The 13,791-nt window shown below is 40.8% G+C and carries 13 protein-coding genes; 7 read left to right on the top strand and 6 right to left on the bottom strand.

What is annotated here, in order from left to right; translation table 11 throughout:
- Positions 1-85 precede the first annotated feature (85 nt).
- The 4 genes from rpiB to G628_RS0111765 are packed head-to-tail and all read left to right on the top strand — an operon-like array spanning position 86 to position 2,879.
- Entirely contained in the window at positions 86-514 is a 429-nt protein-coding gene (rpiB, locus tag G628_RS19005; RefSeq protein ID WP_026656529.1) for a ribose 5-phosphate isomerase B, read from the top strand.
- A gap of 33 nt (positions 515-547) precedes the next feature.
- Positions 548-1,177 carry a uracil phosphoribosyltransferase gene (gene upp, locus G628_RS19000; RefSeq protein ID WP_026656531.1) on the top strand — a complete coding sequence of 210 codons (630 nt, stop codon included), beginning with the start codon at positions 548-550 and terminating at the stop codon, positions 1,175-1,177.
- 9 nt (positions 1,178-1,186) lie between these two features.
- The gene (locus tag G628_RS0111770) at positions 1,187-1,669 is read left to right on the top strand and encodes a deoxycytidylate deaminase (RefSeq protein WP_026656532.1); all 483 of its coding nucleotides are present in this window, start codon (positions 1,187-1,189) and stop codon (positions 1,667-1,669) included.
- A 13-nt stretch (positions 1,670-1,682) separates the two neighbouring features.
- Entirely contained in the window at positions 1,683-2,879 is a 1,197-nt protein-coding gene (locus G628_RS0111765) for a cell wall hydrolase (RefSeq protein ID WP_242827225.1), read from the top strand.
- Here the strand turns inward: G628_RS0111765 and G628_RS17340 are convergent.
- Positions 2,873-3,379 (bottom strand): DUF402 domain-containing protein, encoded by a 507-nt coding sequence (locus G628_RS17340; protein WP_242827224.1) that lies wholly within the window; start codon positions 3,377-3,379, stop codon positions 2,873-2,875. The genes G628_RS0111765 and G628_RS17340 overlap by 7 nt on opposite strands.
- Before the next feature lie 52 nt (positions 3,380-3,431).
- On the opposite strand from G628_RS17340, the gene G628_RS0111755 reads away from it, so the two are divergent.
- Positions 3,432-6,155 (top strand): hypothetical protein, encoded by a 2,724-nt coding sequence (locus G628_RS0111755; RefSeq protein ID WP_027209222.1) that lies wholly within the window; start codon positions 3,432-3,434, stop codon positions 6,153-6,155.
- A 68-nt stretch (positions 6,156-6,223) separates the two neighbouring features.
- Positions 6,224-6,958, top strand: coding sequence for a DNA/RNA non-specific endonuclease (locus G628_RS0111750; protein ID WP_034500873.1), 735 nt, complete (start codon positions 6,224-6,226; stop codon positions 6,956-6,958).
- Positions 6,959-7,067: 109 nt separating this feature from the next.
- Here the strand turns inward: G628_RS0111750 and G628_RS0111745 are convergent, their stop codons facing one another.
- Positions 7,068-7,697, bottom strand: coding sequence for a lactate utilization protein (locus G628_RS0111745; RefSeq protein WP_027209220.1), 630 nt, complete (start codon positions 7,695-7,697; stop codon positions 7,068-7,070).
- Between the two features lie 143 nt (positions 7,698-7,840).
- On the opposite strand from G628_RS0111745, the gene G628_RS0111740 reads away from it, so the two are divergent.
- The gene (locus G628_RS0111740; RefSeq protein WP_026656539.1) at positions 7,841-8,494 is read left to right on the top strand and encodes an HAD family hydrolase; all 654 of its coding nucleotides are present in this window, start codon (positions 7,841-7,843) and stop codon (positions 8,492-8,494) included.
- Between the two features lie 36 nt (positions 8,495-8,530).
- Here the strand turns inward: G628_RS0111740 and G628_RS0111735 are convergent, their stop codons facing one another.
- The 4 genes from G628_RS0111735 to murC form a co-directional block, all read right to left on the bottom strand.
- Positions 8,531-9,745, bottom strand: coding sequence for a ribose-phosphate pyrophosphokinase (locus tag G628_RS0111735; RefSeq protein WP_026656540.1), 1,215 nt, complete (start codon positions 9,743-9,745; stop codon positions 8,531-8,533).
- Entirely contained in the window at positions 9,745-10,728 is a 984-nt protein-coding gene (locus G628_RS0111730; protein ID WP_026656541.1) for an ATP-binding protein, read from the bottom strand. The genes G628_RS0111735 and G628_RS0111730 overlap by 1 nt, the downstream gene beginning before the upstream one ends.
- A gap of 159 nt (positions 10,729-10,887) precedes the next feature.
- Positions 10,888-11,991, bottom strand: coding sequence for a DnaD domain protein (locus G628_RS0111725; RefSeq protein WP_242827223.1), 1,104 nt, complete (start codon positions 11,989-11,991; stop codon positions 10,888-10,890).
- A 275-nt stretch (positions 11,992-12,266) separates the two neighbouring features.
- On the bottom strand, positions 12,267-13,661 hold the full coding sequence (murC, locus tag G628_RS0111720; RefSeq protein ID WP_027209219.1) for a UDP-N-acetylmuramate--L-alanine ligase: 1,395 nt from the start codon (positions 13,659-13,661) through the stop codon (positions 12,267-12,269).
- Between the last annotated feature and the right edge of the window lie 130 nt (positions 13,662-13,791).

Raw genomic sequence — 13,791 nt, 5'->3', positions numbered from 1 at the left:
GATTTGTATTATAATATGATATAGAGCCACGGGAACAGCCTATGATCGGGCAGTTCTCATATCATTACGAAAAGAGGAAACAGGCATGATAGCACTTGGAAGTGATCACGGCGGATTTGACCTTAAAGAGGTTGTAAAAGAGCATTTGCAGAAAAGAGGATTCGAGGTAAAGGATTTTGGTACTTATAACAAAGAATCCTGCGATTATCCCGAATTTGGAAGAGCGGCAGCAGAGGCTGTAGCGAGCGGAGAGTGCGAAAAAGGCATTGTAATCTGCACTACCGGAATTGGAATTTCGATTGTGGCAAATAAAGTCAAAGGCGTAAGATGTGCACTTTGCTCAGAGACAACATCAGCCAGACTTACAAGAGAACACAATGATGCTAATATGCTTGCAATGGGAGGCGGACTCGTAGGAGATCTGCTTGCTCTTGAGATAGTTGATACATTTCTTGATACGGAATTTTCTAATATGGAGAAACACAGTCGCAGAATTTCCAAAATTGAGGAATAACTTATGGGGGACTCTTTAAGCTAGGAGGACAGCATGGGAAAAGTAGTAATCATGGATCATCCTTTGATTCAGCATAAAATAGGTTATATCAGAAGAATTGATACGGGAACAAAAGACTTCAGACAGACAATAAGCGAGATTGCAATGCTTATCTGTTATGAAGCAACAAGAGAACTTCAGTTACACGATGTTGAGATTGAAACACCTATATGCAAGACAACCGTTAAGGAACTAAAGGGCAGGAAACTCTGCGTAGTTCCTATTTTGCGTGCAGGTCTTGGAATGGTGGACGGAATGCTTGCACTTATTCCTGCAGCTAAGGTTGGACATATCGGACTTTACAGAGATCCCGAGACACTTAAGCCTGTAGAGTATTATTGCAAGATGCCTGCAGATGTTTCAGAGAGAGAAATATTTGTGGTAGACCCTATGCTTGCTACAGGCGGATCTTCTGTTGCAGCTATAAATATGCTTAAAGAAAAGGGATGTAAACACATTCATTTCATGTGTATAATCGCAGCTCCCGAGGGACTTAAAGCGATGCAGGAAGCACATCCCGATGTAGACATATATGTAGGCTCTTTGGATGAAAAGTTAAATGAACACGGCTATATAGTTCCCGGACTCGGAGATGCAGGTGACAGAATTTTCGGAACCAAATAAGGAGCAGACATGAAGAGAGAAGACTATATATCATGGGATGAGTATTTCATGGGAGTTGCCAAGCTTGCGGCTATGAGGTCAAAAGATCCGAATACGCAGGTTGGCAGTTGCATAGTCAGTGAGGATAACAACATTCTTTCCATGGGGTACAACGGATTTCCCAAGGGGTGTTCGGATGAGGATTTTCCCTGGGAACGTGACGGAGAAGATGAACTTTCTACGAAGTATCCTTTCGTTACGCACAGTGAGCTTAACGCCATTTTGAACTACAGAGGCGGAAGCCTTGTCGGCGCTAAGATTTATGTATCTCTTTTCCCTTGTAATGAGTGCGCGAAAGCAATCATTCAGGCCGGGATAAAGACGGTTGTATATGACAGCGACAAATACGAATCTTCCGCAACAACGCGTGCTTCAAAGAAAATGTTTGATGCAGCGGGTGTAAGATATTATAAATATGAGCGAAGCGGAAGAGATATAAAAATTACTATTTGATCAAGAATGGTATATGAGAAAAGTCGGGGTTAGGGGTAAATCAACTAAAAAGTTCGGAATGCTCTTTTCTCTTATGGCATCGATAATGGCAGCTATCTTGCTGGGCCTGTCGATGTCTCCTATTTCGTATGCCACGGAATCTACCAAGAAACAGCTTCAGGATGCAAAAGACAGAAAAGCCCAATCAGAAAATGAATTAGATACCAAGAAAAAAGATATTGAAGAGATGAACGAGGAAAAGTCATCTTTGCAAGGTCAGCTTAATACGCTCAATACACAGCTTAGCGAAGTAAGTAACAATCTTGAACAGATTGAGGAACAGATAGGAAGCAAAGAAAATGAGATTGAGAATACGCTGGCAGAACTTGACGTTGCAAAGCAGGATCAGGAGAACCAGTATGTTTCCATGAAAAAGCGTATTCAGTTTATCTATGAGAAGCAGAACTTCATAGTAATGGAGATGGTTTTCGGCTTCAGTAATTTTTCGGATTTTCTCAATCAGAATCAGTATATTGAGCAGCTTACTTCTTATGACAGAAGGAAACTTACGGAATATATTCAGATAAAAGAGCTGATCGAGGAAAAAGAGGAAACTCTTGAGAGCGAGAAAGAGCAGCTTGATATGTATCATGCCAAACAACAGGCTGAACAAAGCAGAGTTGCGGGACTCGTGAGCCAGACTTCGGGAACAATTCAGCAGTATGCAAATGATATATCTGACGCGGAAGCAAAGGCTGAGGAGATTGAAACACAGATAAAAGCGCAGGAAGAAGATATAAAGCAGCTCGAAGCAAAACTTGCGGAAGAGATGCGACTTTCCAAATTGGCAGCGGCATCTACATGGAGAGATATTTCGGAAGTAACGTTTGCCGAAGGGGACAGGTATCTGCTTGCAAACCTCATATATTGTGAAGCAGGAGCAGAGCCTTACGAGGGAAAGGTCGCAGTAGGTGCGGTCGTGATAAACAGGGTGCTTAGTTCTGTTTATCCGGATACAGTTGTTGGTGTGATTTACCAGAATAGGCAGTTTTCGCCTGTTGCGAGCGGAAGACTTGCTCTTGCACTTGCTGAAGGGCGTGCTACCGCATCATGTTTTCAGGCAGCGGATGAGGCCATGAAAGGCTATTCGAATGTCGGAAACTGCGTATATTTCAGAACTCCTATTCCCGGTCTTTCGGGACGTAATATCGGAGGACATGTATTTTACTGATCTTGCCCGGATATGATTTCTTCTATGGGCGCTGTCAGTGAAGATATGCCATTTTCGTAGATTTCGTTAAGGAGTCTGTTCAGAGAGAGCAGGCTTTTTTTGAGCAAAGACTCGTTGATTAGTTTTTTTTCAAAAGCTTCGGATAATTCATCAAGATCGTCAATCTTCATCTTGCCGTCGGGAAAGATTATGACATCGGCAAGAAGATCGATCACGGTAAGTGTATTGGACTTTGTATCGCGGTCATAGGTTATGATGTCAAAGTACCAGCGCGAAAGAGTGTTGTCGGCTTTGAGAAATTTGCTGATTTTGTAGCCCTCTTTGAAGTAGTAGCAGGAATAGCCGTTGCATATATCAGATCTTTTTTTGAGAGCTTTCCATTTGGTGATCATGACAGAGTCGTCAAGCTTAAGAATCTCGTCATCCTTAAGTTCAACGCATTCATCCGGTATGAAACGTTTTCGATATAGAACAGGATAATTCATATTTTTCCTTTCCATATTGATGATTATATTATGAAAATATTACTATTATTAAATTTGAAAGTCAATTATGCGTGATAATACTATCAAAAAAACAACTATTAAAATTGCATATTTTTTCGGCATTCTGATCATTTCAATATTTGTGATCAGCAAGTTGTCTAACATCGATAAGGCTGATATGACCGCTAAGATGTCTCCGGCATCGCTTCCTGTCATAACCATGCGGAGCGGCGATAAAGAGGTTAATCCTCTTCACGGGTACCTGTCGGAGGTTAACGCCAACTATGTAAGGGGAACGGTTTGGCCGATAAATGCGGACCGTACCATGTCTTTTAAAATCAATACTTTCGGTCAGAAGATATCGAATGTGGGATTTGAGCTTAGAAATATCGGTAAAGACAATAGACTTATTGCCGATGAGGATCAGACTGAATTCAAAGAGCATGATAATACCATTGATTGTAAGATTCAGCTTGCGCCTGTTGCGGACCTTATTTTGGCCGGAAGAGAGTATATGCTTGTTATAAAGGTTGAGGTCAATAATGCTGTGGCAAAGTACTATACGAGGATTGTCTGGACGGAAGAAGATGAGACGAGATACAACATCGACAACGAGATAGACTTTATAACAGGCTTTTCTGAAGCTACGTTCGACAGGGAAAAAGCAAAAGCTGAATATGCGAAGTACCTTGAGACAGATAAAGATAAAGAGAAGAATGATACTTTTTCCAGAGTTAATCTGCACAGCAGCTTCGATCAAGTGACGTGGGGAACTCTTCTTGATAAGAGTACTGTGGATACCAAGAGCAAGAATAATAACGGTCTGGGAAAAGATAAGGATAAAGAAGAGGAAACGGTTGATGTCAGGATAACCGATCATACCAAACCTCAGATATATGTAAATGATATCCAGAGTGATGTCGGAACTTATAAGCTTCAGTACAGAGTGACCACTCAGGAAGGTAATGACAACAGATTATATAATGTCACGGAAGTTTATAGGGTAAAGTGGACAAAGAAGAGGCCGTTCATTTTGAATTTCGAAAGAAAAATGAACTGTATTTTTGATACGTCTTCTTATTCTGTCGGTAAGAATTCAATTACGCTGGGAATCTGTGAACCGGATTTTGAATTTAAGGAAAGCGGCGGAGTAAGCGAAGGTGGAAGTGTATTTGCATTTGTAAGTGAGAACAGGCTTTTTTCCTATAACAATGTAGATGGTCGTCTTGCATATATTTTTGGATTCTATGACAAAGAGAATGACGACATAAGAGCGAACTGGGATAACAACAAGGTAAAGATTCTTAATGTGGATGAAGACGGCGATGTGCGTTTTGTTGTTGCCGGATACATGAACAGAGGTATACATGAAGGAAGAGTCGGTATAGCGGTGTATAACTACAGTGCTTCATTAAATGCTGTTGAAGAGCAGGTATTTATTGAATGCGGACAGGCTGCGGAAATCCTTGAAGATTGCGTGGATACACTTGCTTATGTAAATGACAGTAACATACTTTATATAATGCTCGATCAGAATATCTATGAGGTTAATCTCACAGACAGAACTTATAATCTTGCCGTTGAAGATATAGGTGCAGGATCGTATAAGATTTCGGAATCAGAGGGAACAATTGCATGGCAGGGAGATGATCTGACCAGATTTGATGTAATGAATCTTGATACGAAAGTAAAAGAAGAGATAACAGCTGAAAATGGCGAAAAGGTAATCCTTATGGGATTTAGGGGTGAAGATTTTGTCTATGGATTCGTAAGGGCCGGAGATGTAGCTAAGGATCAGCTGGGCAATCCTTTATATCTGATGTATAGAATACAGGTTCATAATATGGCGGCACTGCAGGAAGGCAGCAAGCCTTTGGATGACAGGGAGGTGCCGAGTGAATACGGTTATGTAACGGGTATTAAGAAAATCGGTAAGCAGATTAATTTCTATTCCGTGAAAAAGAATGAAAACGGCGAATATGAGAGTACTGATGAACTTGGAATGGAGAATGATTATGTCTTCAAGTATACTCAGGAGGACAAAGAGGTCAGAAACAAAGTAACTCAGGTTGCGGTTGATGAGTATGAGAAGATTGTTCAGATCAGCACCAAAAATGAAATAAAGTCTAAGCAGATAAGAGTTCTTACACCTAATCAGATTTTGTTTGAAGAGAGCAGAAACGTTGAGGTGGAACTTAAACGAGATGCGGGAAAAAATCCTTTTTATTATGTATACGATATGAAAGGAAAGGCAAAAGTTTACACCGATTCTGCGAAGGCTGTTAAGGATGCTGAGCTTAAATTCGGAGCGGTTGTCGGAGATACCAATAATTATATTTGGAGAAAGGGCGACAGGCTTTCATATAACCGTATCGGTTCGCTTACAGAGAAGATAGAGAACTATGAGGGTATTACAACAAAGAATCCCACAGCGGTTTGTATCGATCTTATTTTGTATCACTATGGCGGAAGAAATGTGGATGTCGAATCTTCGCTTGCAAGCGGAAACAGTGTTGAAGATATTTTGAGGTCGCAGTTTACCGATGCAAATATAGTTAAGCTTGACGGATGTGCGCTTGATACAGTTTTGTACTACATAAGTAAGGGTCTTCCCGTAATGGCATTTTTGAATAATGATGATGCCGTAATGCTTCTTGGATATGACAATCAGAATATTGATTATCTGGATCCGAGAGCGGGAAGAATTCAGAAGCTTGGCATGACTGATGCGAAAGATTGGTTTGCTAAAAACGGAAATCATTTCATTTCTTATGTACCTAATGAAAAATAAGCAAAGTTTTCTGAAAAAACATACTTAGGACACAGGATTTTCACTTTAGTGTAGCAGAATAGCTTAATATGGCTAGGAAAAAGAAGAAAAAAACAAAACTGACTGCACACTACAAAAAAATCATGGCGTTGCTTTCACTACTTTGCGCGGTTTATTTTTCCGTTTTTTATCCGGAATTATTACCTGATACAAGTATTACAAGTAGTGTAAGCGCAGAAACTGATTATTCAGGAAACGCCTCTGTAGAGGTAAATGGTAATAAACCTACATTTACCGAGGATGAGATTGTTGATCAATCGTTTGAAAGATATGGTGAACAGGATGCTCTTGGAAGGTGTACAACAGCAGTCGCCTGTGTTGGACAGGATATTATGCCGACCGAGAAGCGCGAATCTATTGCAAGGATAAAGCCTACAGGCTGGAAGCAAAATAAGTATCCGGGAGTTGTAAAATCAAAGCCTCCGTACTTATATAACAGATGCCACCTTATCGGATTTCAGCTGACCGGAGAGAATGACAATGACAAGAACTTCGTGACGGGAACAAGATACTTGAACGTGGATGGGATGCTTCCGTATGAAAATATGGTTGCGTCATATGTAAAGGAGAGTGGTAATCACGTAATGTATCGCGTTACACCTGTATTTGAAGGCGATAACCTTTTATGCAGCGGAGTGAATATCGAGGCACTGTCTGTTGAGGACGGCGGAGCAGGAATATGCTTTAATGTGTTTTGCTATAATGTTCAGCCCGGAGTAGTGCTAAATTATGCCGACGGCAGCAACTGGCTTGAAGAAATTTAAGATAATACTGATTGAATCAGGGTTTTAGAATTATAAAGTATATAAAGAAGGAAGATATAATAAAAAAGTTGGAGAATACCTCCAACTTTTTTATTTCATATTACTAAGATCAGAATCCAAGATTGTCATTTACAAGGATAACGTGGATTCTCTCTGCATGTCTGGAAAAGCGTGTTACGAGGAACTGGCAACAAATTGTGTCAGGTGATTTGCAGTCCATGCATGAACCTGTTTTGCAGCATGGAGTGTTTAGCCCAAAGCGCTGAGCGTTTATAGGCGCTGCAACGTTTCTTGCTCTTTTAAGGGCGCTGTCAACGTCCGGGCATACTTTGTTCATGCCAACGATAAATACAACCTTTTTGGGACCCTGAGCGATTGCAGAGACACGGTTTGCGTTTCCGTCAATGTTGACAAGGACGCCGTCTTCCGTAATCGCATTTGCGCTTGAGAGAAAGACATCTGCATCGTAGGCAGCAAGCATGGCTGCGCGCTTATCTTCATATGCATCTCTGTCGATAAAGTTATAGTTGCCTTCTTTTAATGTCTGTACAAGACCAATCTCGTGAGCGCTCATTGCGCCGCCCATAGTTACGCTTGAACCGGTGGGAATCAGAACCATTGCGAGTTTAAGTGCTTCTTCTTTGGAAGATGCAAAATATCCACTCATATTTCTTGATTCAAGACCCTTTATCACTTTCTGTGCAAGCAGGGTATTTCTTTTCGTAATGTTTTCGTTTATTGCCATAGAAACCTCCTTAGTCGAATGATTAAGAAATCATATAGGTAATTATATTACAAAGTATTGTGGGATAGGAATATAAATAATACGAAGTCATGGTATTATAGGATAGTGGAAAAAGCAGATAGAGTGAGGGTATAGATTTGGATAAAAAAGCAGAAGCAGTGATCTTTGATCTCGACGGGACTTTGACTGATACGGAGAAGTATTATCAGATTGCGTGGCCAAAGGCACTTGCACATTTCGGATATACCATGGAAAAAGAGAAGGCGCTTGAACTTAGGTCTCTTGGGAGGCCTTTTGCACCTGCGAAATTCAAAGAGTGGTACGGCGAAGACTTTAACTATATGAAAGTAAGAGAGTACAGAAAAGGTCTTGTCGAAGAGATGATACGCGAGAGCGGAATACCACTTAAGTTTGGGGCAAAAGAGATACTTACCTGGCTTCGTGAAAACGGAATACTTACATGTATTGCCACAGCCAATGATTATGAGAGGACTGAGCGTTATCTTAAAAAGATAGGACTATTTGAATACTTTGATAAGATAATATGTGCAAACATGGTAGAAAAAGGAAAGCCCGCGCCTGATATATATGCATATGCGTGTGAGCAACTTGGACTTTCACCGGACAGAACATTTGCTGTTGAAGATTCACCAAATGGCGTGATGAGCGCATACCGCGCAGGTTGCAATGTTATCATGATTCCCGATCTGACGCAGCCTGATGAAGAATTGCAGAAGGTACTATATAAGAAGATTGATTCTTTGATCAATATAAAAGAACTGTTTAGTTGAGTGGATTCCATTCAACTAAACAGTTCGTATTTTTTATCAGATTTTTTTCTCTGCTTCAAGTGAAGCCTTAAGCTCGCCGCTGTTGTATCTTTCAATAATACTGTTGATTCTCTCAACAGGATTGAGAAGATCGCTGATAGAAGCGTCGTGGTTAAGAGTATCGATAAGGTAAGCAATATACTTACTCATATCACAGCTTATGTACCATTCACGAGAGAGAAGCTCAGGTGTCTGATAAATAAGGTTTGTTGTGAAGACTTTATCTATGATACCGTTCTTGTATGCTTCATCAAATACATCCAGTCCGCCTGTGAAAAGACCAAATGTTGAGAAAGCATAGATTCTTGCAGCTTTACGCTCTTTAAGAGCCTTGGCAACATCAAGAAGACTTTCGCCTGAGGAGATCATATCGTCGACAATGATAACAGATTTGCCTTCAACACTTGTTCCAAGGAACTCGTGAGAAACGATAGGATTTCTTCCGTTTACAACCTGTGTATAGTCACGACGCTTGTAGAACATTCCCACATCGAGACCGAGCACACTTGCAAGATAGATTGCACGGCTCATTCCGCCTTCATCCGGGCTTATTACCATCATGTTGTCTGAATCAATCTTGAGATCCCAGACATTTCTAAGAAGTGCTTTGATAAACTGATATGTTGTTCTAACGGTCTCAAAACCGTTAAGAGGAATAGCATTCTGTACTCTCGGATCGTGAGCATCAAATGTAATGATGTTGTCTACGCCCATGCTTACAAGTTCCTGAAGGGCAATAGCACAGTCCAAAGATTCTCTTGAATTTCTCTTATGCTGTCTTGATTCATAAAGGAAAGGCATGATAACGGTTATTCTTCTGGCTTTTCCTCCTACAGCAGCGATAATTCTCTTAAGATCCTGATAATGATCATCAGGAGACATGTGATTTTCTCTGCCAAACATTGAGTATGTCTGTGAATAGTTACAAACATCTACAAGAAGAAAGAGGTCATCTCCACGAACGGAAGTTTTAATAACACCTTTTGCTTCACCTGTTCCGAATCTCGGTACCTCTGCTTCAAGGATATAAGATGGTCTTTCATAACCTGTAAAGGCCAAGCTTCCTTTGTGTTCGTTTTCTCTTTCGGCTCTCCATTTTACGAGATAGTAATCAACCTTTTCAGCCAAGGTCTTAACACCTTTTAATGGAATGATTCCCAATGATCCAACGGGAATTGTTTCCAGATTACGTTTCTCTTCTTTTTTAGGCATTACTGAAAATCCTCACTTTCTTTTATGGCAATCTTTTTGATTTTCCTGATGTCAGGACCTGAGAGCTTTAGCAGTTTATAGTTGCTTGCAACTCTTGAAAAAATACGGTCCGAATATATAATCTGTACTTCTTCCAAAGACAGATTAGTGTTAATGATTGTTGACTTCTTGCGAAGATCTCGTTCATTTAAGCATGAAAAAAGCTCGGAAGACACGAAACTGTTTGTGCGCTCCGTACCGAGATCATCTATTATAAGAAGTTCACAGTTATAGATATCATCATATATTCCGCGAAGTTCTTGTTTGTTCTTGTAGTCAAATGAATTTTCTGCCAGAAGTTCAAACAAGCCCGATGAGCTGAAATATATCACGGAGTGTCCCTTTTTTAGCAGCTCATTGGCAACACAAGTAGACAGGAATGATTTGCCAACACCCACTGTACCATAAATGAAAAGATTTTGGTAGTCAGAGTTAAAAGAGTTTACAAAAAGTTCAGCGGTCTTTAGCGCACCGCGGAATCTCTGCAGATCGTCGCCCTGATAATATTTTTCATTTACAAGTTTAAAGTTGGCAGTCTTTGCCATTTCTTTGAGATTTGATCTGTCGTAGAGCTTTTCAATTATCTTTTGCTTGAAACAGTGACATTTTTCATTACCGATATAACCTGTATCTTTGCAATAAGGGCAGGAGTAGCCCATATCGAGATAATCATCGGAAAATCCGGATTCGGTAAGAAGCAATTTTTTTTGACGGGCGAGTTCTGCCAGTTGGTGCCTTAACACCGAGCGGTCAAGCCTTTCGCCTGAAAGAAGTCTTTTTCCGAAATCAACGCTTATGGTAGAGGATTTGTCCTCCAGTTCCCTGTATCCGGGGATGGTTTCGTAGACGGAGCGCTTTCGCTCCTCGAGTTCCTGTCTGTGAAGAGAGCGCATCTCTTCATAAGTGTGCATTATTTCATCGAATTGCGCGTTGGTCAATGCCATATGTTTATACCTTTCAAAATGCAAATCGCTACACTATTCGTTTCGCTTACATACTTATGCCCTGTACGTGTTTCAGGGAAGGCTTGTGCCGCCACCGAGCCAAAGTACAGGGCCGAGTATGTATGTACCCGTATCTGATTCCCCAATCAAATATGAGCATCAGTTGTCCAAAAGCTGCTTCTCAAGCTCAGCAAAATTATATGTATTTTGCTGGAACTGATTAAAGCGGTTCTGGACTCCGCTTGGGCGAATATATGATTCGTCGGAGCGGATTTTGGTATTAATGGATGCCACGGAAGCCTTCGATCTCTTTTTGCGGAGATCTTCAGTGAAGTCAGCATCAAGTCTGGCAATATCCTCCCTTGAAGAAACATTGTTGGCATGCCAGTTTCGAAGAATTGAGTCACAATATTTGAGACGATTCTTCTGTGTCGCCATAACAGTACGGTCGCAGGCTTCCATAATGATATCCATTGAAAAACCCAACTCCCTACGCCACGATTTAATGAAGTTTCCTTCTTTTTCCGTGGGACTATTTTCCATACCGAGTGCCTTCATGATCTCGATTATCTCGTGATCATGTTTGAAATTCTCCACGCGAGCCTGTTTTGGCGTTTTGATGCCTTGCTGAGTCCAGTTTATTGCGACTTTTTCCACATACCTGAAATCAGCCTTATGATTATCGACGCAATATTGCATCAGATAGTCCAAAAGATCATCAGAAAACTTAAGTTCATCCTTTATGTAGAACAGAGTCATAAGCTCTGTCGATGTAAGAGGTCTTTTAAAATACTGTTCTGCAGGGAACACGATATTCGCAGCGGAAGACTGTTTGAAAGCACTGAGTTCAGCAGCAGTATAGTTAGGTTTTGCCTTAATTGTGCTTTCGGGTTTGGAAGCGGGAACAGTTCTCATAATTGGTTCGCTCTTGCGTGGAGCGACCGGTTTCTGAGAAGTAATATCTTCCATATGTATTCCTATAAGTGTATCCGAGTTGTCGTATTCAAGACTGATAAGACCCTTTTTCTCCCAGTACTTGAGAGCACGCACTACGTCCTTCTCGGTATGGTTGAATTTATCTGCCAACGCAGAAACGCTTGTAGGCAGATTGGCCTTCATCATGCGCAACAAATAAAGGTAGATCTTTATCTGCGCATCGTTAGCATCCTGCATGTATTCATCTATAAAGATATTTGAAACACTGGTAGAATCCTCCCCCACCTTAGTACTGATAGTTACTCGCCCCATCATCTCTCTAATCACCTGCTTTACTTTTTCATCACATGTAGGATTATAGCATGGTAATTTTTAATATGATATGGGAAAAGTGACGAAGAGAAGCGGAATCTGAGCGTCTTGCAAAAAGTGGAAATCTTTGTGGATAATGTGGATAACGTGGATTATTATTAAAAAAATCTAAAAAAACAGCCAAACTCTCAAAAAGACCGGGAAAATAGGTCTTGTTGAAAAGTCTGACTGTTATCCACGAAGAATGTATTTTATAAATTGAACCAAAAAAGTGGAAAAGTGGAAAAGTATTACTTACCAAGTAGCTCGTTGCCGATTTTTACTACATCTCCGGCACCCATGGTTATCAACAAATCTCCTTTAGTGCAATTTTGCAAAAGAAATTTTTCGACTTCTGAAAAGCCATCTAAAGTAGGAAAATACGTGCAATCATGGCCGAGTCCAACAATCTTGTCACAGAGGGTACGTGAGCTGATGCCCAATGTATCTGTCTCTCTTGCGGCATAGATGTCAACAAGTACCACTTTATCGGCAAATGAAAGTGCTTCGGCAAATTCATCAAGAAGTGCCTTGGTTCTTGTATATGTGTGTGGCTGGAATACGCACCATATCTTGTTGTGTGGATAATTCTGCGCTGCAGTGAGCGTAGCCTTTATCTCTGTGGGATGGTGGGCGTAGTCATCAATGATGGTAACGCCGTGTATTTCTCCCTTGTGCTCGAAACGGCGGCTTGTGCCTCCGAATAATGAAAGAGCTTTTGTTGCCACATCGGAATCTATTCCGAGAATATTGCTTACAGCGATTGAAGCAAGCGCATTGTACACATTGTGAAGTCCCGGTACCGCGAGCTTGACATCAAGCACTTTTCCGCCGGGGATATGAGCCTTAAATGAAGGATTTCCGTGCTCATCATATTCTATATCAGAAGGATAGTAGTCAAAATCTTCTTTTGAACCGTATGTTATTATTTCACAGCCCAGTCCTTCTGTGATCGCGCCAACGTTCTCGATGTCACCGTTTATTACGAGTGTTCCGTCATCGGGAAGAAGATGTGCGAATTTGGAAAAAGAGTTTCTTATATCATCAAGATCCTTGAAGAAATCAAGGTGATCCGCATCTATATTGGAAATAACACTGATCTTAGGGAAGAAGCTGAGGAAACTGTTAGTGTACTCACAAGCTTCGGTAACAAAGAAATCAGATTTTCCTACGCGGATATTTCCGCCTATGTCGCTGAATACGCCACCGATTGAAAGTGTGGGATCTGTATCTGCTTCAAGAAGAATCTTTGAAAGCATTGAAGTAGTCGTAGTTTTCCCGTGAGTTCCGCTGATCGCGATGGGAATCTTGTACTCCTTCATTATCTGACCGAGAAGCTCGGCTCTTGTCAAAATGGGAATATTTGCTGCCTTTGCAGCCATGAACTCAGGATTGTCGGGATGGATGGCAGCTGTATGTACAACAACGTCAATAGGGCTCGCATCTGTGATATTCTGAGCACACTGACCGTACATAATGTTAACTCCAAGGTCGGAAAGAGCTTTTGTCATTGGGGATTCTTTTGAATCCGAACCTGAAACTTTGAATCCTTTCTCTATTAATATATGAGCAAGACCGCTCATTGAGATACCGCCTATCCCCATAAAATAAACGTGCGATGGCTTACTGAAATCAATTGTGTACATAAAAAACCCTCATTTCATAGAATACGTTTTATAACGTAATCTATATTGTAACACGATTTTTTACAAAGTCAAAAACGGAAACCTGATTAAGTGAAAATATATTCTATATTTAGAGTATTTATGTTTTTTA

The organism is Butyrivibrio hungatei NK4A153 (assembly GCF_000424465.1).
GTDB classification, from domain to species: Bacteria; Bacillota; Clostridia; order Lachnospirales; family Lachnospiraceae; genus Butyrivibrio; species Butyrivibrio hungatei_A.
The sequence above is the reverse complement of the archived record's forward strand: the minus strand, read 5'-3'. Positions and strand labels throughout refer to the sequence as shown.